Annotated in this window: 19 protein-coding genes; 12 read left to right on the top strand and 7 right to left on the bottom strand. The window is 32.3% G+C overall.

Annotated features, from left to right (window positions below):
- Positions 1-2 precede the first annotated feature (2 nt).
- Positions 3-479, bottom strand: a complete 477-nt coding sequence (rpsG, locus tag ABGB03_RS11165; protein ID WP_347922601.1) for a 30S ribosomal protein S7 — start codon at positions 477-479, stop codon at positions 3-5.
- A gap of 21 nt (positions 480-500) precedes the next feature.
- Complete coding sequence (gene rpsL, locus ABGB03_RS11170) at positions 501-875, bottom strand: 30S ribosomal protein S12 (RefSeq protein WP_044399731.1); 375 nt, start codon at positions 873-875, stop codon at positions 501-503.
- Between the two features lie 170 nt (positions 876-1,045).
- On the opposite strand from rpsL, the gene ABGB03_RS11175 reads away from it, so the two are divergent.
- From ABGB03_RS11175 to rlmB, 6 genes are all read left to right on the top strand, one after another.
- The gene (locus ABGB03_RS11175; RefSeq protein ID WP_347922603.1) at positions 1,046-2,746 is read left to right on the top strand and encodes a hypothetical protein; all 1,701 of its coding nucleotides are present in this window, start codon (positions 1,046-1,048) and stop codon (positions 2,744-2,746) included.
- A 118-nt stretch (positions 2,747-2,864) separates the two neighbouring features.
- A complete protein-coding gene (locus ABGB03_RS11180; protein ID WP_347922604.1) occupies positions 2,865-6,029 on the top strand; it encodes a SusC/RagA family TonB-linked outer membrane protein in 3,165 nt (1,054 codons plus the stop codon).
- Positions 6,030-6,042: 13 nt separating this feature from the next.
- Complete coding sequence (locus tag ABGB03_RS11185; protein ID WP_347922606.1) at positions 6,043-7,491, top strand: SusD/RagB family nutrient-binding outer membrane lipoprotein; 1,449 nt, start codon at positions 6,043-6,045, stop codon at positions 7,489-7,491.
- 231 nt (positions 7,492-7,722) lie between these two features.
- Positions 7,723-10,812, top strand: coding sequence for a SusC/RagA family TonB-linked outer membrane protein (locus tag ABGB03_RS11190; protein ID WP_347922608.1), 3,090 nt, complete (start codon positions 7,723-7,725; stop codon positions 10,810-10,812).
- A 68-nt stretch (positions 10,813-10,880) separates the two neighbouring features.
- Positions 10,881-12,347: a hypothetical protein gene (locus tag ABGB03_RS11195; protein ID WP_347922609.1), complete on the top strand. Its 1,467-nt coding sequence runs from the start codon at positions 10,881-10,883 to the stop codon at positions 12,345-12,347.
- A gap of 80 nt (positions 12,348-12,427) precedes the next feature.
- Positions 12,428-13,162, top strand: a complete 735-nt coding sequence (gene rlmB / locus ABGB03_RS11200; RefSeq protein WP_347922611.1) for a 23S rRNA (guanosine(2251)-2'-O)-methyltransferase RlmB — start codon at positions 12,428-12,430, stop codon at positions 13,160-13,162.
- On the opposite strand, the gene ABGB03_RS11205 is transcribed toward rlmB, so the two are convergent.
- On the bottom strand, positions 13,159-13,905 hold the full coding sequence (locus ABGB03_RS11205; protein ID WP_347922612.1) for a rhomboid family intramembrane serine protease: 747 nt from the start codon (positions 13,903-13,905) through the stop codon (positions 13,159-13,161). The two genes, rlmB and ABGB03_RS11205, sit on opposite strands and share 4 nt — an antisense overlap.
- Positions 13,906-14,002: 97 nt before the next feature.
- Between ABGB03_RS11205 and ABGB03_RS11210 the strand changes: the two genes are divergently transcribed.
- Positions 14,003-15,280, top strand: coding sequence for a replication-associated recombination protein A (locus tag ABGB03_RS11210; RefSeq protein ID WP_347922613.1), 1,278 nt, complete (start codon positions 14,003-14,005; stop codon positions 15,278-15,280).
- Here the strand turns inward: ABGB03_RS11210 and ABGB03_RS11215 are convergent.
- From ABGB03_RS11215 to radC, 4 genes are read right to left on the bottom strand one after another with little or no spacing between them, the layout of a single operon-like run.
- The gene (locus ABGB03_RS11215; RefSeq protein ID WP_347922615.1) at positions 15,277-16,134 is read right to left on the bottom strand and encodes a hypothetical protein; all 858 of its coding nucleotides are present in this window, start codon (positions 16,132-16,134) and stop codon (positions 15,277-15,279) included. The two genes, ABGB03_RS11210 and ABGB03_RS11215, sit on opposite strands and share 4 nt — an antisense overlap.
- Positions 16,135-16,177: 43 nt before the next feature.
- Entirely contained in the window at positions 16,178-16,867 is a 690-nt protein-coding gene (locus tag ABGB03_RS11220; RefSeq protein ID WP_347922616.1) for a YjjG family noncanonical pyrimidine nucleotidase, read from the bottom strand.
- A gap of 54 nt (positions 16,868-16,921) precedes the next feature.
- Complete coding sequence (locus tag ABGB03_RS11225) at positions 16,922-18,247, bottom strand: polysaccharide deacetylase family protein (protein WP_347922617.1); 1,326 nt, start codon at positions 18,245-18,247, stop codon at positions 16,922-16,924.
- On the bottom strand, positions 18,247-18,945 hold the full coding sequence (gene radC, locus ABGB03_RS11230) for a DNA repair protein RadC (protein WP_347922618.1): 699 nt from the start codon (positions 18,943-18,945) through the stop codon (positions 18,247-18,249). Before radC ends, ABGB03_RS11225 begins: the two co-directional genes overlap by 1 nt.
- A 49-nt stretch (positions 18,946-18,994) precedes the next feature.
- On the opposite strand from radC, the gene ABGB03_RS11235 reads away from it, so the two are divergent.
- The 5 genes from ABGB03_RS11235 (at position 18,995) to ABGB03_RS11255 (ending at position 22,113) form a co-directional block, all read left to right on the top strand.
- Positions 18,995-19,447 carry a DUF1569 domain-containing protein gene (locus tag ABGB03_RS11235; protein ID WP_347922620.1) on the top strand — a complete coding sequence of 151 codons (453 nt, stop codon included), beginning with the start codon at positions 18,995-18,997 and terminating at the stop codon, positions 19,445-19,447.
- Between the two features lie 3 nt (positions 19,448-19,450).
- A complete protein-coding gene (locus ABGB03_RS11240) occupies positions 19,451-20,053 on the top strand; it encodes an FMN-binding negative transcriptional regulator (protein ID WP_347922621.1) in 603 nt (200 codons plus the stop codon).
- Between the two features lie 2 nt (positions 20,054-20,055).
- Positions 20,056-21,120, top strand: coding sequence for an N-acetylmuramoyl-L-alanine amidase (locus ABGB03_RS11245; protein ID WP_347922622.1), 1,065 nt, complete (start codon positions 20,056-20,058; stop codon positions 21,118-21,120).
- Between the two features lie 30 nt (positions 21,121-21,150).
- On the top strand, positions 21,151-21,522 hold the full coding sequence (locus ABGB03_RS11250) for a VOC family protein (RefSeq protein WP_347922624.1): 372 nt from the start codon (positions 21,151-21,153) through the stop codon (positions 21,520-21,522).
- 111 nt (positions 21,523-21,633) lie between these two features.
- A complete protein-coding gene (locus ABGB03_RS11255) occupies positions 21,634-22,113 on the top strand; it encodes a hypothetical protein (RefSeq protein WP_347922625.1) in 480 nt (159 codons plus the stop codon).
- Positions 22,114-22,278: the final 165 nt, after the last annotated feature.

The following is a 22,278-nucleotide window of genomic DNA, read 5'->3' on the forward strand; positions in this document are numbered from 1 at the left end:
TATTAAAATCTAAAATGTGAGAATGCTTTATTCGCTTCTGCCATTTTGTGAGTATCTACTCTTTTCTTGACAGCAGCTCCTTCTTCTTTAGCTGCGGCTAATACTTCTGCTGCTAATTTTTGAGCCATAGATTTTTCGTTTCTTTTTCTTGAATAACTAATTAGCCATTTCATTGCTGTTGAAACTTTACGGTCTGGACGTATTTGCATTGGAATTTGAAATGTTGCTCCACCTACTCTACGACTACGTACTTCTACGTGAGGCATAACGTTTGATAAAGCATCTTTCCATATTTCTAAAGCTGTTTTTTCTTCGTCTGTGTTCTTTTCTTCCACAATATCAATTGCGTCGTAGAAAATTTTAAAAGCTACTGACTTTTTACCATCCCACATCATCATATTAACGAAACGAGTTACTAACTGGTCGTTAAATTTTGGATCTGGTAAAAGCGGTCTTTTTTTCGCTGCTCTTTTTCTCATGTCTTCTTCTTAAAGTTTAAATTACTTTTTAGGGCGTTTAGCACCATACTTAGATCTACGTTGCGTTCTACCTTCGACACCTGCTGTATCTAATGCGCCACGAACAATGTGATATCTAACTCCTGGTAAATCTTTTACCCTTCCACCTCTAACTAATACTATCGAGTGCTCTTGTAAATTGTGCCCTTCTCCTGGAATGTATGCGTTTACTTCGTTACCATTTGTTAACCTTACCCTTGCAACTTTACGCATTGCTGAGTTAGGTTTTTTTGGTGTTGTCGTATAAACACGAGTACAAACTCCACGTCTTTGAGGACAAGAATTTAAAGCAGCCGATTTACTCTTCTTAGTTATTTTGGCTCTTCCTTTTCTTACTAATTGTGAAATTGTTGGCATATATTTCTATATAATTTTATTAAACCCTCTCTTTAGAGGGCTGCAAAGGTAGAAATTTATATGAATAATTCAAATCTTAAATAATTAAATTTCAATCACGAGTGAAAATAAATTTTATCAAGATATTATTTGATGTTAATTTCCGTTAGTTTTATACTCAAAATTTTAGCTTGAATATCTTAAGACTTATTACTATTCTTTCCTTTTGTGGCATATTCTTTATTAATAGGGTACAGTCTCAAAACTTAAACTTAATAGTTTCTGGAAATTCTGATAACGAAACCAGAATTATTGATTCTATTGGATACAAGAAAGTATTTGTTAATTTTAAATTGCTACACGAAGAAATTGAAAACCTTAAAGATGGCTTGCAAAAAATTGGCTTTATTGAAAATCAAATTTTAGAAACAAATATAAAAGATGATTCTACATACCATAGCAATATAAGATTAGGCAAAAAATACAACACCATATATATACGCTACAATAAAAGTGATATCTATATAGATTATATTAAATCTTTATTAGAAAACTACAATGACTCTTATTTAAAAACTAGCATCACTAATGTTCCATACCTTCTTTCTAAGATAAATGCTTATTTAATTGAAAATGGATATCCATTTTCTTCTGTGAAATTAGACTATTTTAAAAAACATATTGACAATGAAAGCCTCGAAGCCGAATTAACAATAAAATCTAACGACGAAAGAACTATTGATAAAGTTGTGATTAAAGGCTATGAGAATTTTCCAAAATCTTATTTAAAACACTACCTAAAACTAAAACCTAAAAAAACTCTAAGTATAAATTCGTTAAAAGAAAAAGTTAAAATTTTAAATACATTACCATTTACAAACACAACTAGAGAACCTGAAATTTTATTTACTCAAGATTCTTCTACAGTATATTTATACTTAGAAAAACGCAAAAGCAATATTTTTGATGGCTTTTTAGGTTTTGGCACAAATGAAATATCTGGTAAACTTGAATTTGATGGTTATTTAGATTTAAAGCTCACAAATAACCTCAATTATGGTGAGTCCATTAATCTTATATACAAAAGCGACGAAAGCGAGCAGAAAACGTTTAATATAAATACTAAAGCACCATACATATTTAATTCACCAATAGGAGTTGAACTTAACCTTGAGATTTTTAAAAAAGATTCAACCTTTACAACTGTTAGTCAATCTGGTAATTTATTCTACCAAATTAATAATCAACAAATACTATATGCTGGTTTAGCTTCTATACAATCCAATAATTTATTAGAAAGTAACTCTTTATTAAATATTGAGGATTATAACTCAACCTTCTATAATTTACAATATCAAATATTTAAACCACAATACAATAATTTACTTTTTCTTAACAACTATAATTTTGATATTAAGTTAGCCTTTGGAGATAGAAAAAATAATGGAAATAAAGTCAATCAGACACTTTATGAAGTAAACACCTACAAAATTTTCAACTTAAATCAAAAAAACAGTGTTTATTTACGAATAAAATTGCAAGGGATTCAATCAGAAGATTATTTCGCAAATGAGCTTCTTAGATTTGGAGGTATAAATAGCATAAGAGGCTTCGAAGAAAATAGCCTATTAGCGACATTATACAGTTTTATTAACTTGGAATACAGATATAATCTAAGCTCTACAATATATTTACACACTATAACAGATGCTGCGTATCTCAATAATAGTATAGCAAACCTAAATGAAAAGCTATATGGATTTGGATTTGGAATTGGAATTCTAACCAAAGTAGGCTTATTAAAACTCAACTACGCAAACGGAAAAAATGAAAATCAAAAATTCAAGTTCTCAAACTCAAAAATTCATTTAAGTTTAAATGTCAAATTATAAAATAGTCATGATTTTCAATGATTAATTACAAATAAATTTGAAATTTTAATAAATAATAATTGGTTAATTAACTTTTTATTGTGATTTTTGGGCTTGACTAATTCAAATAAATTATAAAATGAAAACAAAGTTTAGTGGAATTTTAACGCTATTGTTAGCGTTTATTGTGCAAGTATCCTTTGCGCAAGAAAAAACTATTTCGGGAACTGTTTCAGATGAATCTGGAATGCCTCTTCCTGGGGTAAACATTATTGTAAAAGGAACAACTAATGGAACGCAAACAGATTTTGATGGTAACTATACCATTAATGCAAGTGCTGGTGATGTTCTTACTTTCACCTATGTAGGTCTTAAAACTGTTGAGCAAACAGTAGGATCTTCTAACACTATAAATGTAACAATGCAAGAAGATGCTGCGTTGTTAGATGAAGTAGTTGTTACAGCTTTAGGGATTAAAAGAGAAAAGAAATCGCTTGGTTATGCGCAACAATCAGTTGGTGGTGAAGAACTAGTAAAAGCAAAAGAAACTGATATTGCTGATGCTTTGGCTGGTAAAGTAGCTGGTGTCCAAATAGTAGGTAATAACAGTTCTACATTTGGAAACTCAAGCATTCGTTTAAGAGGTCAAACTGATCTTTTATATGTAGTTGATGGAGTTAGAGTGTATGCTATAAGTGACATTAACCCAGAAAACGTTGCAGATATTTCAGTACTTAAATCTGGTGCTGCAACAGCGCTTTATGGTCCTGATGGAAGAAGTGGTGCTATTGTTATTACAACAAAAACAGCTGAATCTGGTGTAGCTCAATTTCAAATTGATCAAGCTTTCACTATTAACCAAGTAACTAATTTACCTGAATATCAAAATGAATATGGTGGTGGATATAGCCAAACGTTTAACACGTTTACTTATAACCCTGCTACTGATCCTGCTGAATGGGCTGCTTTTGATGGACAACCTTATCCAGATTTCTGGGCAGATGAAAGTTGGGGTCCTAGATTAGACGGTACTTTAGTACGTCACTGGGATAGTTGGGTTCCTGGAACTCCAGAGTTTGGTGAATTAAGACCTTGGTCTCCAAGTAAAAATGATATTAATACTTTTTATGAAGACGCTTATACAAACAATACAACATTATCTTTTTCTAAAGGAGGAGAAGATTACAATATTAGAACGTCATTAACTTATGTTGAAGCAAACGGTATTATTCCAAATTCAAGCAATAAATCAACTAGATTTGCGCTTAATGCAACATATAATATCACAGAAAAATTTGAGTTTTTTGCTAACATAAATGTTGAAGATAGAGATATGCTTAATAACCCAGATCAAGGGTATGCTAACTTAGGATCTAACTTTAACCAATGGTGGCAAAGACAATTAGACTTTAAACGTTTAAAAAGATATGAGCGTAATGGTCAAGTAGTATCTTGGAATATTCGTGGCCCTAGAGATGCACGTCCTTTATATTGGGATATGCCTTATTTCCACTCATATGAAAACGATAACAACTATAGAAAAAATACATATTTTGGAAAAGTTGGTGGTACATATACCTTCAACGACAATTTCAATATTACAGCAGAGATTAGAAAAACTTTTAACTCATACAATACTGATGATAGAGGAACAACTAAGAGTTTATTAGACCCTGCTTTCTTTAGTGAAAGTCATAGTAGAAATGAAAGAATAGATTATTTCGCCATGGCAACTTATAGTGATGTAGCCTTAAATGGAGATATCGACTATAACGTTAATTTGGGTGTAGAAAAAATTCACAGAGATTTTAGAAGCTTAAATGCTAACACTGTTGGTGACTTAACAATTCCAGATTTTTATAATTTAGCTGGCTCTTTAGATCCTGTAGCTGCAAGTGGTGGTAAAAGGCTTCAAAAGAATGATGGTATTTTTGCCAAAGGATCGGTAAGCTATAAAAAATTCTTATATTTAGATGGATCGTATAGACTTGACTGGTCTTCTACTGCTAATCCAGAGGATAACAGAGTTGAAACACTTGGAGCTTCGGCTAGTTTCTTAGCACACGAAGTATTACCTAAAAATGATGTTGTAACCTTTGCTAAATTAAGAGTAGGTTATTCTGAAGCACCTTATTTCCCTGGCCCATATCTAACTCAAAATGTTTATACAGTTGGCTCTCTGTATCAAGGAAATGGTAGACTTGGTATTAATAGTAGACAAGAGAACCCAGACCTTAAAGGTGGTGTTAGATCAGAGTTTGAAGTTGGTACTGAATTCCGTTTATTTAATGGAAAAATTGGTTTAGACTTATCTTACTGGGATAGGACAGATGATCAACTACCAATAAATATTCCTTTAGATGGTGCAACTGGTTATTCTAATACAAATATTAATAGTGGTAAGCAAACATCTTCTGGTTTTGAAGTTGCATTATTAGGTGATGTAGTTAGAAATGATAACTTTACTTGGGAACTTGGTGTAAACTTTGCAACACTTAATAGATATGTAGATGCTTTATATCCAGGAATTGACTCTAGAGATTTAAGTACTTATACATCTAACATGAGACTTCAAGAAAGAGTTGGTGAAGAATGGGGTACTTTAATTGGTAGAGGTTTTGCATACGGTGCTAATGGCGAAATTATGTATCGAGCTGCTAGTGGTGGTCGTTATTTCTACAGTCGTCAAACAAACAAAAACTTAGGTAATGTATTGCCTGATTTTACTGGTGGTTTAACATCTAATATGACTTATAAAAACTGGGACTTAAGTTTAGGATTTGACTTCCAAAAAGGCGGTAAATACTACTCTAGAACTGAAAGATATATGGATCATTCTGGTTTATCTGCTAAAACGGCAGGTCTTAACGATAAAGGTAACCCAAAAAGAGACCCTGTAGCTTCAGGTGGTGGTGTACACATCGTTGGTGTATTAGAAACTGGTACAGATGCTAACGGACAACCAACATCAGATGGTACTGTTGTAGATGCTTATGTTGAAGCACAAGATTTATACAACCTAGGTAACTTAGGTAACATCTACGAAAACAACTTACACGATGCATCTTATATTAAATTAAGAAGTGTGAAGTTAAACTACAACTTCGAGAAAGATTTTGTAAGCAAGTTTAGTTTAACTGCTGCATCAATTGGCTTCTTTGCTAATAACGTTTGGTTAATTGATTCTGAACTTAATTGGGTAGATCCTTCAGAGCTTGAAAGACGAGGTGGAATAAACTGGGCTGAAGCTGGTACACTTCCTCAAACAAGATCGATGGGAGTTAACTTAAGACTAACATTCTAAAAAACTAAGAAAAATGAAGAATACAATAAAAAACATAGCATTATTAATATGCGTTACTATGTTCTTTAGTTCATGTGAAACTATTGATTATGGTACTACAAATGACAACCCTAGTGGGCCTACAGCCCCTGTGACTTCACAGTTGCTTACGTCTGCTCAGGCTTCTATACCAGCAATTGCTGTAGATGAAAAAGCTATTCTATATATGCAACACATTACTCAAGGACAATATCCTGGGTCATCTCGTTACGAAACGTTAACTGCAAGTTATAATGGTTGGTATACTGGACCTATGCAGAATCTAAATGAAATTATTAAACTTAACGAAGATCCTGCAACTGCGGCGGCGGCTCTAGCATATGGAGCTACAGAAAATCAATTAGCAGTTTCTAAAATATTAAGAGCATATTACTTGCAGTATATGACTGATAGATGGGGTTATTTGCCTTGGTCGGAAGCATTCCAAGGAGTTCAAAGCCCTCAACCAGCTTTTGATTCTCAAGAATCTATTTACAACTTTATGTTTGCTGAAGTAGATGCTGCATTAGCAATGATTTCTAGTGGAGCTGGACCTCAAGGCGATGTATTATTTGATGGAGATATGGACAGATGGGCTGCTTTTGGAAATAACTTAAAAGCACAAATGGCTATGAGAATTTCTGATGTAAATCCAACTTTAGCACAAACTAAGTTTGAGCAAGCTGTTGCCTCTGGAATGTTAATTACAGATAACGCTGATAACATTGAATTCAATTATGGGTCTGATGAAACAAGTGATAGTCCATGGGAAGATAACTTCCAAACTCGTGAAGATTATATCTTGTCTGTAACAATGATTGAAGAGCAAAGAGCTAACTTAGATCCGAGAATGTTTGAATATGCAGAAGAAGCTAGAGATAGTGTACATCCTTCACCTAACTTCCCAGGAGGGATAGATGCAGGTTATGTTGGAGCACCAAATGGAGCAGTAAATGGTAATGTACCTGATTACTCTTTCATTACAAGTGATATCATTTATGAGAAACAATTCCCATCTCCTTTATTTACTGCTGCTGAAACGCATTTCAAAATGGCTGAAGCTGCAATGAAAGGATGGAATGTTGGTGGTGGTACTGCTGCTGCACACTATGACTTAGGAGTTCTTGCTTCTATGGATTACTGGGGAGTAGATACAGCTGACGCTGCGGCTTATCTTGCTGCACACCCTTATGTTGGAATTGCAGAAATTGCTTATGAAAAGTGGGTAGCATTATATTTACAAGGACCTGAAGCTTGGGCTGAGTGGAGACGTTTAGATCTTCCTTTACTTACACCTTCGCCTTTTGCAAGTACACAACAGATCCCAACTAGAGATGCTTATGATGCAGCTATAGAAAGCAACAACAAAGCAAATTATGACGCTATGGTTGCTGCGCAAGGTGCAGATAACATTTACACTAAACTATGGTGGGATGTAAACTAGTTTATTAAAAAACTTTGTTTTATATAAAAAAGGCTCAACAAATTATGTTGAGCCTTTTCTTTTTTTACAAATAAATACAATTGTTAAACACATGTGTTGTAAAATATTTCAACTAAAAAGATATAATTTACAGGCTAGAAAGTTAAAAAAGTTAAAATAACCCTAATAATAATTGCTTTTTTAACTTTTTATTATGATTTTTGGCTTAGACTAATTCAAATAAAATATAAAATGAAAACAAAGTTTAGTGGAATTTTAACGCTATTACTGGCGTTTGTTGTGCAATTTACCTTTGCACAAGGAAAAACAATTTCGGGAACAATTTCAGATCAATCTGGAATGCCTTTACCTGGAGTTAACATTATTGTAAAAAACACGACTAACGGTACTCAAACTGATTTTGATGGTAATTATACTATTACTGCCAATGTTGGTGATGTATTAGTTTTTACCTATGTAGGATTAAAAACTGTTGAGCAAACTGTTGGAGCTGCAAATACGATTAATGTTACAATGGAAGAAGATGCTGCCGTATTAGACGAAGTAGTAGTAACTGGTGTGGCAGGAGCTACATCTAGAAAAAAACTATCGGTTACTGTAGCAAAAGTTAGTACTGAGCAAATTGAAAAAGTACCAGCTGGTTCTGCAGCTAGTGCGCTTCAAGGTAAAGTTGCTGGTGTCTCTGTAACAAACTTAGGTCGTCCTGGACAAGGAGCAACTCTTCTTCTAAGAGGTGCAGCCAATTTTTATGGTTCGCAAGCACCATTAGTATTATTAGATGGTGTATTTGTTGAAGGTGGTCTTGGAGATATAAATGTTGATGATATTGCATCTTTTGAAATTGTAAAAGGAGCATCTGCTTCATCTTTATACGGGTCAAGAGCTGGAAATGGAGTTATATCTATTACTTCTAAAAGAGGTAAACTTGGTAAATCTGAGATTACACTTAGATCAGAAGTTGGATTCTCTAAAATCAATAACTACATTGAAACTAACCAATCTCATGGTTACGAGCTAGCCTCAGATTGGGAACAATTTAAAGGGCAATACACAAAATATGAAGGTGTAACCTATCCAGCTGGTTACCAAGGTGTATGGGCTGCTTCAGGTGTAAACGCAGTTACTGGTGGTAGAATTGAATCTGCCGATGGTTATTCTGACAACCCTTATGGTGTATACAACAATTTTCAAGATGCATTCTTTAAAAATGGTATTAACACAACTAATTATGCTTCTATTTCTAGTGGTAATGATAAGTCTCGTGTATTCTTTTCTTCTGAAAACACAGAAGCTGAAGGTGTTTTAGAAGAAACTGATGGATATACTAGAAATGGTTTACGTTTAAATGCAGATTATTATTTTAATGACTGGATTAAATTTACAACGAGTAACGCATTCATAAAATTAAATGATAACTCTCCAGGTGGTGGAAATGACATTTATAGAACTATTGCAAGACTAGCACCAGATGCACAGCTATTTGTTGAGAACCCAGATGGGCAACCTTATTGGTATAAGCCAGATCCATGGGAATCTGAAATTAGTAACCCATTATATAATTTATATGTAAGAGACGCAAAAGCTAAGCAACAACGTTTCTTAGGGTCTTATAATTTAAACTTAAGATTAACTGATGCCGTTACTGCTGAATTGGAATATGCATTTGAAAGCAATAACTATCGTTTTACAAGGCATAATAAATATGAAACATATACAACAACTGGTGACCCTATAGGATTTGGTTACAGTGAAGGTTCTTTGAATAAAAACAGTTCTTTTGAGTTATCTCAAAAAGCGCAAGCAACAATAAACTATGCTAAAACTTTTGGTGACCTTGAAGTAAAAGGTAAATTAAGTTATTTATTAGAAGATAGAGCTTATGAACAAGTGTCTGCTTCTGGTCAAAATTATTTATTTAGAGGTTTACCTACTTTAGATAACTTTGCTAATGCAGATATATCTGCTTCTTCAGACCAAAATGCTGAAAGAGCACAAAACATGTTTGTAATTGGTGGTTTAGTATATAAAGATCGCTATATTATTGATGCCTTATTTAGACGTGATGGTTCTTCTTTATTTGGAGCTAATGAAAGATGGAACAACTATTATAGAGTTTCTGGAGCCTATAGAGTTACTCAAGATATAGAAATTCCAGGTGTTCAAGAATTAAAGTTAAACTTTGCGAGAGGTACTTCAGGACAACGTCCAGGATTCTCATGGCAATATGAGCAAACGGCTCTTGGTGGAGGTTCTTTATCAACAAATAGAATCAAAGGTAATCCAGATTTAAAACCGTCATTAACAACAGAGAATGAATTTGGTTTAAACGCCTCTTTCTTAGATAGATTTACTTTAGAAGCTGCATACTCTAATCAAGTGTCAACAGATCAGTTTATGCTTGTTAGTTTATTTGCTCCTGCAAATGCTGGAAAAAATAGACAATGGCAAAATGTTGGTGATTTGGAATCAAATACTATTGAGGTGTCTTTAAACTCTCAAATTATTGATACTCCAAATGTGAAATGGGACTTAGGTGTAAACTTTACAACGGTTGATTCTAAAATTACTAAGTTAAACGCTCCTGAACAACAAGTAGGGCCTAGCGGTTTATTCTTATTAAGAGAGGGTATTGAATATGGTTCTATGTATGGTAGACGTTTTGTTACAGACTTAGCAACTATGGCTAATCAACTACCTTCAGGTATGTCTATTGGAGATTATAGTGTAAACAGTGATGGTGTCGTTGTTGAAACATCTCAAATTGGTACTACTGGTGAAGCTGCAATTATTGAAGTAGATGCTAACGGGACTCCTGTTTTTGAAAAAATTGGTAATCAAAATGCAGACTTTAACGTAGGTATTGTATCAAATTTCAGCTATAAAAAGTTAGATTTCTATATGCTTTGGGATTGGAAACAAGGCGGTGATATTTATAACGTAAACGGACAATGGACTACTATTAGTGAGAGAAACGCAATTGTTGATCAAGCTGGTAAGCCAGATTCTGAAAAGAAAACCAGAGTATATTACGGTTCTCTATACGATGTTAACCAAAATAACGCCTTTTGGGTTGAAGATGGTAGCTTTGTAAAGTTAAAAGAGGCTTCTGTTTCTTATACATTTGACTCTAAACAAATTCCTTTCTTAAGTTCACTTAAAGTGAGTTTAATTGGTAGAAACCTTTTAACGTTTTCTGACTATAAAGGTTGGGATCCTGAAATTGCTAATTATGATGGTGGTACACAACAGTACTACAGTGTTGATTATGGTGTTTACCCTAACCAATCATCATACTCAATGTCAGTTCAAATTAAATTCTAAAAAAAATTGCAATAAGACGCAACCTTTTTAAAAAGGTTGCATCTTATTATAAAAACAAACATACTATTATGAAAAAAATAATTAACATATTTTCTTTAGCTGCACTATTAGCTTTTGGAGTGTCGTGTGACGACTTCTCTTCAGATTTAGGTGTAGATAACTTAGAAAATCCAAATGATGACATTTTAACATCTGATCCTGTTGCCTTAGCTGCAACTGCTGATGGTGTAGTAAGAAACTTATTTATGACGTCTCACAGTACAGCTTCGCCTGCTGCAGCATTTGCTACAATGGCGGACATCACTAGTTGCTCTTGGGGTAACTTTGGTATGAGAGATTTATCTAGTGAGCCTAGAGTAGCGTTTAATAATTCACCTGCTTACGGTAACAATGTTACAAGATCTTATTTTAATTCCATGTATTCAGTACTGTCTGATGCTAATACTTTAGCATTAGCAGTAGAAAATGGAACTGAGTTTGATAATCCTGAAAAAATTCTCACCATTGCAAAGTTTGCTCAAGCTACAGCTATTGCACAACTAGCAATAGTATTTGATCAAGTATGGTTATCTGACGAAACTGGTGTTGTAGCTGGAACTGGTCTTGAAGGTGCTTCAGACTATGCTACAGCAATGACCTTTGCTTTAAATAAATTAGATGAAGCTATTGCTATTGCTTCTGCTAATGGAATTACTTTTGATGAAGCTATCATCCCTGGTGGTGCTGGTGTAAATGCTGTTAAATACATGAACAGTCTTGGTGCTCGTTGGTTAGTGAGTAACGTAAGAAATAGTACTCAAAAAGCTTCAATCGATTGGAACAGAGTATTAACTTATACACAAAATGGTATTACTGAAGATTTTGAAATCTATATGGATGATGTTACTTGGTACGATTTAGTTCCAAAAACATATTTAGTATACCCAGGTTGGGCAAGAGTTGATATGAGAGTTATTAATATGATGGATCCTTCTACTCCTGCTTATTGGGAAGATGGTGTAACGTTTCAAGCTGAATCTACGTCTGCTGATGCGCGTTTAGCAACTGATTATGGTTACTTATCTTCTAATAACTTCCGTCCTGAAAGAGGTCAATATCACTACAGTAGCTATCGCTATAGTAGATATGATGACTATATCACGTATTGGACTATGAATGTAGTTGAATATTCAAAATCTGAGAATGATATGTACATGGCTGAAGCATTAGTAAACAAAGCTGCTCCAGATTTAGCTGGTGCTGCCGCTGTAATTAATGCAGGAACTAGAGTTACTAGAGGAAATTTGCCTCCTGTTGCTGCAGATGCTCAAGAGATTAAGGATGCTATTCACTATGAAAGAATGGTTGAGTTTGCATACACAGCTCCTTATATTGGGTTCTGTGAAATGAGAAAAGAAGATCTTTTACAAGCAGGTACTTTATTACATTTCCCTGTACCTGGAAGTGCATTAGAATCTATTCCTGCTGAATACTATACTTTAGGAGGCACAGAAGGTGTTGCTGGTGAAGATTATTCAACTGGTGGTTGGAGATAAGAAATAAAAGATATTTCATATAAGTTAACTCCTCTAAACAATGTTTAGAGGAGTTTTTTATTTTACCTACTTTTGCATTCATGGAAAAAGAAACAAAAATTTTTGGGATTAGAGCAATAATTGAAGCTATAAATTCTGGTGAAACAATTGATAAAGTCTTTATACAGAAAGGGCTCAAAGGCGAACTCTTTTTTGAGCTAGATAAGTTACTTAGAAAATACTCAATTAACACATCTTATGTCCCTCTTGAAAAGTTAAATAGGCTTTCAAACAAAAATCATCAAGGTGTTGTTGCACAAATTTCACCTATAGAATTTCATGATTTAGAGACATTAGTTTTAGATGTTATTGAATCTGGGAAAAACCCATTATTCTTACTGCTAGACCAAATTAGTGATGTTAGAAATTTTGGCGCCATTATTAGAACAGCAGAATGCACAGGAGTTAACGGCATAATTATTCAAAAAAAAGGAGGCGCTCCAATAAATGGTGATACGATTAAAACAAGTGCTGGAGCAGTTTTTAACATACCAATATGTAAAGTTGATCATATAAAAGATGCTATGTTTTATTTACAAGCATCAGGAATTAAAGTAATAGCTGCAACTGAAAAAACGAATGATACCATTTATGATGTATCCTTTGTAGAACCATGTGCTATTATCATGGGATCTGAAGGAAGAGGAATAAACCCTTCAGTTTTAAAATTAGTTGACGACAAAGCAAAATTACCAATGCGTGGAGAAATAGGTTCTCTTAATGTGTCTGTAGCTTGTGGTGCCTTTCTATACGAAGTAATTAGACAAAGACTTTAATCATTATTTCTGCGCCTAAGATGGTACGTTATTTTAAATCTAGGCTTATTATCCTCCTCTACTATTTCTGACTCCTCTGGTAAGTTTTCAATAAAATTTCCATTTTCATCAAAATGTTTTAAGAAAGGATCGTCATCTTCATTATAATTTGGTTGTTCCCAAGCATATTTTTTAGGCTTTGCAATCGACTTTCTGAACAATAATGCAAAAACAAATCCTATGATTAGTCCAGATAAATGTCCTTCCCAAGACACCTTTTCTTTAATTGGGAATACATACCAAATCATAGAACCATAAAGAAAGACAACCAATAGCGATAAAGCAATAAGTCTAAAATGCTTAGCAAAAATGCCTTTAAAAAGTATGAAGCTCATAAGGACATAAATCAATCCACTTGCTCCAATATGATAAGATGGACGTGCAATAAACCAAGTAAGTAAGCCAGAAAACAATATACCATAGCCTATAACTTTCCAGGAAATCTCTCTATAGAAATAAAAAAGAGCCACCGATAACACAAAGAGTGGAATAGAGTTATGATACAAATGCTCCATACTTCCATGAACAAATGGACTAAAAACAATGCCTTTTAAGCCACTTAAGGTTCTAGGGTATACTCCTAAATCATTAAAACTGAATCCAAATCTAACTTCAAACCAAAAAATCAACCATAAAATCATTACAAAAGCTAATGGAAAGCCAACGACTCCAGTTGTATATTTAAATTGATCTTGATTGTTCATGGTTCTTTTTAGTCGTTATTAATCAAATAACTAACCAAAGCTATTGATTATGAAACTTTGTCATTAAAATAATAAATAATTGACTTAATTTTACAATATGAATGAACCTTTAGCAGAACGTTTAAGACCAAAAATCTTAGAGGATTATATTAGTCAGTCACATTTGATTGGTACTAATGGCTCACTAACAAGTTCAATTAAGCAAGGAATTATTCCCTCTATTATACTTTGGGGACCACCAGGAATTGGAAAAACTACGTTAGCACACATCATTGCGAATGAATCTAAAAGACCTTTTTACACTTTAAGTGCTATTAACTCTGGAGTGAAGGATGTACGCGAGGTAATTGATAAAGCAAAACAAAGCGGAGGCTTATTTACTACAAAAAATCCAATTTTGTTTATTGATGAAATACATCGCTTTAGTAAATCGCAACAAGATTCTTTGCTACAAGCCGTAGAAAAAGGTTGGGTAACTCTGATTGGAGCAACGACAGAAAATCCAAGTTTCGAAGTTATTCCTGCATTGCTATCTCGTTGTCAAGTCTATATTTTAAATTCTTTCGACAAAAACGATTTAGAGAGCCTTTTAAAGCGCGCTGTTGAAAAAGATGACATTCTATCCAAAAAGAACATAATCATCGACGAAACGGAAGCTCTATTACGTCTTTCTGGAGGTGACGCTAGGAAATTGTTAAACATTTTCGAACTAATCGTTAATTCTTACGATTCTGACAAAATTATAATTACCAACGAAGCCGTTTTACAGAAAGTTCAAAACAACACAGTTCGTTATGATAAAACCGGCGAACAACATTACGATATTATTTCAGCATTAATAAAATCTATTAGAGGTAGTGACCCAAATGCTGCTGTTTATTGGTTGGCAAGAATGATTGAAGGTGGTGAAGATGTAAAGTTTATTGCTAGACGATTATTAATCCTTGCTAGTGAAGATATTGGAAATGCAAATCCAACGGCATTAGTTATTGCCAATAGTACCTTTCAAGCGGTTTCAACTATTGGTAATCCTGAATCTAGAATTATTTTAAGCCAATGTGTTACATATTTAGCATGTTCACCTAAGAGTAATACAGCTTATAAAGCCATAAAAGATGCGCAACAATTGGTACAAGAAACTGGCGATTTAAGTGTGCCACTTTCCATAAGAAATGCGCCAACAAAGCTCATGAAAGAATTAGGTTATGGCGATAATTACCAATATGCGCATAACCATGAAAATAATTTTGCACTTCATGAATTCCTTCCAGATGATATATCTGGTACTAAACTCTATGATCCAGGTGAAAACTCAAGGGAAAAAGGAATGCGCGAGTTTTTAAAAAATCGTTGGAAAGATAAATACGACTATTAAAACTTAATATTTAAAGTTTTTACAGTTGCTTGTTTCCCATCGTTTTTTGATAGATACCAAAAGCCATCTTCTTTATAAACAATAGCATTTTCGTCCTTCACCAAAAACACATTTTCCAAATTAGTTTCAAGCATTATCATTACTACCTTTGGAGTTTTATCTACTAACTGGTAGCCGTTTTCTATTTTTTGTGCATATAGAATATTTATTTCAGGCTCTCCTTGTTTAACAACCTTTTTAACTTCTCTTCCAATGACCGTTGTAGGCTTTTTTATTTCTTCTTTTGCTGCTTTTTTTTCAGGAATTTCTTTTACTTGTGTTTGCTTTTGTTTTAAAGTATTTATTTCTTCTTTTAACTTTTGGATTTCTTCATTTGAATCTTTTTCAGAGCTTACCGAAGCTCTAGCCAATATGTTTTCATTGGGTTGGTATTTATAATTAACTGTTTCAAAATCTTCAAAAGCTCCTCTCAAAGCTAATGTATAAGCGGTTTTGAAATTCTTCTCTCTCGTAGACCCAATTTTTGTTGTGTAGACAATATTGCCATCACAATCTTTTAGTTGCGCTTTTAATTTTGTTTGAAAGAGACCTTTCTCCTTTAAAACATCACTTCTTAATCCTAAACATCTATTTTTAGCTAAATCCATCGGGTACTCCGCATCTTCCATAATAGCTTCAAATCCATATTTATTAAACAAAAACTGAGATAAAGAATTAAGCTGATATTTATCTTTTTCGTCTACAAAATCGTACTTATAAGGTACAATTACATATTTATAATCGTTAAGGCTTTTTTGTGCTATTGCCGATGAAACGCTACCTAAAAACAGGGATATTATCAATAATTTTTTCATTATTTTTTAAATTAATCTATGACTATAAAGATACATTTTGTAATTATAAAAATTGCTTCAACTCTATGAGGTTATTAACATGTTTCAATTCTCCGTTTAAATCTTCGTTATGGTAATTAAAACAAATAGCATCTAATCCAACATCTAAGGCTCCTAAAATATCCGCTTCTAGATTATCCCCAATCATAATGCTATTACTTTTGTTAGCTTTTGCTAAACTAAGAGCATGATTAAAGATTTTTGGATTTGGCTTCTTTACTCCTACCATTTCAGAATTGGTAACAGTTTTAAAATAATGTTCAATATTTGCATTGTTTAATTTTCCTTGTTGTACTTCTTTAAAACCATTTGTAATTATATGTAACTGGTATTTTGGTTTTAAATAATCTAAGATTTCTACAGCACCATCAAACAAATGGTTAAACGAGCATAAATGAGTAATATAGTCTTCCGATAATTTATAAATCAAGCTAGGTTTTACAACAATATTTAGCTCACTAAATGCATCATGCAAACGACCAAAACGCAATTTTGATTTTTCTATTTTTTCCTCTCTATATAGTTTCCAATACTGAAAGTTGATTGGCTCATAAACTTCTAAAAACTCTTTTAAATTAGTATCTATATTATTTAATTGAAATATTTTTTCGAAAGTAAGCCCAGAATTTTTATCAAAATCCCAAAGGGTATGATCTAAATCAAAAAAAACGTGAGAGATATTATTAATTTTCATCTGTTTTTATTTATTTTTTTCTAAGGACATATGTAACATCAAATTATTATTCATTTATATCACTGTAGTATTAGATATTGATGTTTCATGTTCTGAATTTAATGCTATTGCAAATAACTCTTTATATCCAGACCATATTGGGTCATCACTAAAAGAGTAATTATGAAATATTGGTGTAAAAGTACCATTCACTTTTTTTATTTGTAATATAATTTTTTCTAAGGTTTGTTTTTTATCTAATAAAGAAACATGTCTTAAAAGCGAATAATCCATTAGATGGAATGTATTAACTAGTAAAGGTGTTTGTACTTCATAATCTAAATCATAAAACAAAAATGGTGTACAGGTTCCTGCTCTAAAACCAATATGGCTAATATAACCCATTGTATAATCTTCTTTAATCTCTAAATCTATTAAATTACGGTAGGCACTAGGCAAATTAAGTTTTGAAAACGAGTTTCTTGAAGCTATAAGTGATGTATTAATTGTAGATTCCATGCTTTGCTTTTCACTCTTTAAAATGTCGAAATCTTCCAATGCGAAAAAAGAGGCTTTTAAGCCAACATTACAATAATCGGCAACCGATTTTATTAAAGACACAAATACTTTTTTATTGATACTTATATTTTTATCGTAGGTTGTGTAATCACCAATTAAAAAACATACTAAAAACTTGCTCTTACTATGTTTTTGCATATTAATAATCCATTTATAAGTATCATATGGATCTCTTTTAAATTGTAGCAATACCAAATAACGCTGGTATAACTGTTTAAATTTAAACCTGAAAATATCATTTAGAGTTCCTCCAATGGTTCTCATTAAACCTTTTTGCTTAAAATAGTATGCCATTGGAACATCTATAACAGGCTTTACGTTATAAGTTCTCTCTTTAAATTGAAAATCAGGAAATTTTCTTTGTAAAGCCTTTCTAAATTTAAAAGCCCAAATATCAACAACAGGTTGCTCTAAAAAATTGTGCTTATAAGCTAAACTATCATTGGCAGTAAATCGTCCATATTCATCTTTTACATGTGGCATATACTCTTCATAACGACTTAACAAATAAAAAGACGCGGCAAAAATATCGAATGGCATTGAATTTTTTTCTCCACTATAAAAGAAACACTTTGTATCCCCCCAATCTTGTACATGAATATCATTATCGGCTAAACCTTGTTCAAATAAAATTGAATGATTTTTTATATGAAATTCATTACCAAGTTGCTGTGTAGAATAAGACATTTTTAAACTATCATGCGCAATAAACTCTTCAACTTGTGTGGTAAAAGATACTGGAATACCTAAAATACGCGTACACACTTGCTTAAATATGTAATTTAAACGAGGTGTAATTTTATGAGTATAGACTAAAAGCATTACAAGATATTTTCATCTGCGAAGCTAAAGTATGCTTTTTCGGTTATAATTAAATGATCCAAAACCTTTATGTCTAAACTTTTTGCTGCAGTATTTAATTTGGCAGTTAGTTGTTTATCTGCTTCACTAGGCTTAAGTGTTCCTGAAGGATGGTTATGTGCTAAAATAATTCCTGTCGCTCCAACTTCTAAAGCGGTCTTAAGTGCTAAACGAACATCAACAAGTGTTCCTGTTATACCTCCTTTACTTAATTGATTTTTTTGAATGACTTTATTAGAATTATTCAAATACACTATCCAAAATTCTTCATGTGGTAATTCGCCAATAATGGGCTGCATGAATTCAAAAACCGAAGCACTTGATGTGATTTTTTTCTTTTCTAAAGCCTCTCCTCCTCTACGTCTCCTACCTAACTCTAAAGCTGCAGCAATAGTTATAGCTTTCGCTTCACCAATACCTTTAAAATTCATAAGTTGCTTAATAGATAGTTTTCCTAGCTCGCTCAAGTTATTATCAACACTTGCTAAAATACGCTTACATAAGGCTACAGCACTTTCGTCTCTATTTCCCGAACCAATTAAAATAGCAACTAATTCGGCATCACTTAATGCTACTTTTCCTTTATCACGAAGTTTTTCTCTTGGTTGATCGTCTTGACTCCAATTTTTAATTGAAAACGAAGATGGTTTTTCACTCATTGGTTAAAGATAAATATTGTAAATTTCAGAAGCAATAAAAACTTTAAATATGAAATCTTTATTTAATGCTGATACTCATAAAGAAATTCTTGAAAGAATTGAGAAATTAAACGAAAACACCTCAGCTAATTGGGGAAAAATGTCTGTTGGACAAATGCTTACTCATTGTCAAAAACCCCTTGAAGTTGCAAACGGCAACTTACAGTTAAATACTAAAATTGGTTTTTTAAAAAAGCTTATGTTTAAATTTTTCAAACCGCTTATGTACAATGATAAAACTTGGCAAAAAAACTTGGCTACTGTCAAGGAATTTAAAATTACTGAAACTAAAGAATTCAATCAAGAAAAGAGTAAATTGGTAAACGTAATTAATGAATTTTCGAATATAAAAGATAAAAGTAACTGGCCAAAGCATCCATTTTTTGGTAATTTTAATACCGAACAATGGGGACAAATGCAATACAAACATTTAGATCATCATTTAAAACAATTTGGAGTATAAATAATGAGTAACTATCCACCACCACACCATCAAGATCATGATATAAACAACATGATTAAAGTTATTAAAGCTTATCCTTTAGCTACTGTCATCTCTGTAAAAGACAATGTTCCTTTGGTAACTCATATGCCATTAATTTATAGAGAAACTGACGGCAAATTAATTGGACATATTGATATTTATAATCCGCAAACCAAATTAATGCGTGATGATAATGACCTCACTATCATTTTTTCTGGACCACAATGTTATATATCACCAAGCGTTTATACATCAACACAATTACCAACTTGGAATTATATAAAAGTACATTTAAAAGGAACCGTTAAAGCAATTGAAAGTAAGGATGCTTTAAAAAATTCACTTATAACAATGACTGAGTTTTTAGAACAACCTGATCATAAATATATTTTGGAAGCAGACAATCCTAGAATGGAAGGTGCGTTAGATTATATAAAAATGTTTGAAATAACCATAACAGATTGGGAAGGTAAATTCAAATTGTCACAAGACAAAAATAAAAGTGATATTGAAGGTGCAAAACAAGAACTCATTAGAGCAAATCAAGTGAATATTGAAAACTTCTTAAATTCTGTTTTTAATTAATTATGACAAAAATAGTGCCTTTTATATTCTTCTTTTTTATTGGATGTCATTTAGCTTTTAGCCAAACTCCTCAAAAAAAAGTAATTGCAATAAAAGGAGATGGTATCTATTCTCTACTTCGTAAAAATGGATTAGACCCATTAAAACATTTCAAAGAATTCATTATACTTAACCAAAAGAATTTAGGAAAAGACAATAGTTTATTTATTGGTAAAACTTATAGCCTCCCAGAGATTAATACTATTATTGTTGATAGTACGGTAACAACGCAAATTGACAGTATTAAACTCAAAAACAGTAAATCAAAAGAGATAATTCCAGCTTTAGAAAAAGAAGAATTTTCAATTTTTGGCGAAGAATATGCTTCAGTAGTTATTGAAGACAAAAAGCTTGAAGGTGCTATATATTATTTAATCTCTGGACACGGTGGCCCAGACCCAGGAGCTACTGAAATCTATAATAAAACATTAATCTCTGAAGACGAATATGCCTACGATGTAACATTACGTTTAGCACGAATGCTAATAGCCAGTGGAGCTAAGGTGTATATAATTATTAAAGATCCTAATGATGGTATTAGAGATAAACGTATTTTGGAAGTAGACTATGACGAAGTAAGTTACTCAAATAAAAAAATCCCTTTAAGTCAAAAACTACGTTTAAAGCAAAGAACTGAAGCTGTAAACAACCTTTTTTTTAAGCAAAAATCAAAATATCAAAGATTAATAGTTACTCATGTAGATAGTAGAAGTAAGAGTAAAAATATAGATGTTTTTTTCTATCATCATAAAAACAGTAAAAAAGGCAAACAACTAGCCGAAAATATTCATAATTCGTTTAAACAAAAATACAACGAACACCAACCAAATAGAGTATACTCTGGAACCGTAAGCTCAAGAAGTAGTTTATACCTAGTAAAAAACACATTACCTCCTATGGTATACATTGAATTAGGAAATATTAAAAGTGATAAAGATCAAAAAAGAATTCTTAACTATGAAAACCGACAAGCTTTAGCTAAATGGATTTATAATGGAATAATAAATGACTTTGAGCATTTTAAATAAGTTTAGAATAAAAATAAAAAAAGATAAGACATGAAATTAGGTGCATTTTCTGTGAGTTTAACTGTAAAAGATATAAAAAGGTCTAAGTTGTTTTACGAGCAACTTGGATTTATAAAATTTGGCGGAGATTTAGAACAAAACTGGCTCATTATGAAAAATGGAACTGCTACTATTGGTATATTTCAAGGTATGTTTGACCAAAATATTTTGACTTTTAATCCGGGATGGGATGGTAATGCCAATAAACTAAAATCGTTTACAGATGTTAGAGATATACAAAAAGAACTTAAAACCAAAGGCTTCACAATGATAACCGAAGTTGATGAAACGACTTCTGGGCCAGCAAGTTTTGTGATTGTAGACCCTGATGGTAACCCAATTTTGGTAGATCAGCATGTTTGACTTTATAAGAAAAAGCGACTAACTTCGTTTAATTTTGTGTAAAACATTGAAACGATTCCATACACATCATAAATTGTAAGTTATTCGAGCAGCACTAATCAGAATTAGAAAGTGAACGGACAATATTTAAATGACTATTTAAAAAAATATTATACAGATTCTCTTGAAGAAGAAATTGTGCTAAATAAAATTGACAAAGGAATAATTGCACATCTTCGCCTGATTGGGAATAACGAAAGCATAAGACCTATCTTCTCTAAAAAAAATAAAGACTCTATTGACAGATATAATCATAGTTATCTCAGTATCGCATATGAATCTAATATTGAGAAAAAATTATTAACCGTTGTAAAACCCTATTTTCTATCTAAATATAATTCAGGTAGAAATTACGAATGCAATTGTATTGAAATAAAACCTTATATAAAAGAAGAAAGGGCTATCACTGAAGAAAATAGGGGCTCAAAATGGCAAATAGACTCTGATTATTTCAACGTAAATCATATTAGAATTGATTTAAAAAAAGGTACAAATGAATTACATAATCAGTTTTGGATGGAATTAAGTACGATGCTATCAGATTTAGTATGATTTTAAACGTCTTACAACACCTTGTATTATTAATTGCTATAGCAAGTACTCATCTGGAAAATTCCTTCGGAATTTTCTCTGGCTAGCATTTGTTAATTAAATTAGTTGCTACACTTGTAACTAACCATATACATAACGTTAAACGAAATCATAAAATTATCACCT

The sequence above is a fragment of the Pontimicrobium sp. SW4 genome (assembly GCF_039954625.1).
Classification (GTDB): domain Bacteria; phylum Bacteroidota; class Bacteroidia; order Flavobacteriales; family Flavobacteriaceae; genus Pontimicrobium.

Coding starts and splice junctions, on each gene's coding strand:
- rpsG (WP_347922601.1), bottom strand. CDS start 479: ATGAGAAAAAGAGCAGCGAAAAAAAGACCGCTTTTACCAGATCCAAAA.
- rpsL (WP_044399731.1), bottom strand. CDS start 875: ATGCCAACAATTTCACAATTAGTAAGAAAAGGAAGAGCCAAAATAACT.
- ABGB03_RS11180 (WP_347922604.1), top strand. CDS start 2,865: ATGAAAACAAAGTTTAGTGGAATTTTAACGCTATTGTTAGCGTTTATT.
- ABGB03_RS11185 (WP_347922606.1), top strand. CDS start 6,043: ATGAAGAATACAATAAAAAACATAGCATTATTAATATGCGTTACTATG.
- ABGB03_RS11190 (WP_347922608.1), top strand. CDS start 7,723: ATGAAAACAAAGTTTAGTGGAATTTTAACGCTATTACTGGCGTTTGTT.
- ABGB03_RS11195 (WP_347922609.1), top strand. CDS start 10,881: ATGAAAAAAATAATTAACATATTTTCTTTAGCTGCACTATTAGCTTTT.
- rlmB (WP_347922611.1), top strand. CDS start 12,428: ATGGAAAAAGAAACAAAAATTTTTGGGATTAGAGCAATAATTGAAGCT.
- ABGB03_RS11205 (WP_347922612.1), bottom strand. CDS start 13,905: ATGAACAATCAAGATCAATTTAAATATACAACTGGAGTCGTTGGCTTT.
- ABGB03_RS11210 (WP_347922613.1), top strand. CDS start 14,003: ATGAATGAACCTTTAGCAGAACGTTTAAGACCAAAAATCTTAGAGGAT.
- ABGB03_RS11215 (WP_347922615.1), bottom strand. CDS start 16,134: ATGAAAAAATTATTGATAATATCCCTGTTTTTAGGTAGCGTTTCATCG.
- ABGB03_RS11220 (WP_347922616.1), bottom strand. CDS start 16,867: ATGAAAATTAATAATATCTCTCACGTTTTTTTTGATTTAGATCATACC.
- ABGB03_RS11225 (WP_347922617.1), bottom strand. CDS start 18,247: ATGCTTTTAGTCTATACTCATAAAATTACACCTCGTTTAAATTACATA.
- radC (WP_347922618.1), bottom strand. CDS start 18,945: ATGAGTGAAAAACCATCTTCGTTTTCAATTAAAAATTGGAGTCAAGAC.
- ABGB03_RS11235 (WP_347922620.1), top strand. CDS start 18,995: ATGAAATCTTTATTTAATGCTGATACTCATAAAGAAATTCTTGAAAGA.
- ABGB03_RS11240 (WP_347922621.1), top strand. CDS start 19,451: ATGAGTAACTATCCACCACCACACCATCAAGATCATGATATAAACAAC.
- ABGB03_RS11245 (WP_347922622.1), top strand. CDS start 20,056: ATGACAAAAATAGTGCCTTTTATATTCTTCTTTTTTATTGGATGTCAT.
- ABGB03_RS11250 (WP_347922624.1), top strand. CDS start 21,151: ATGAAATTAGGTGCATTTTCTGTGAGTTTAACTGTAAAAGATATAAAA.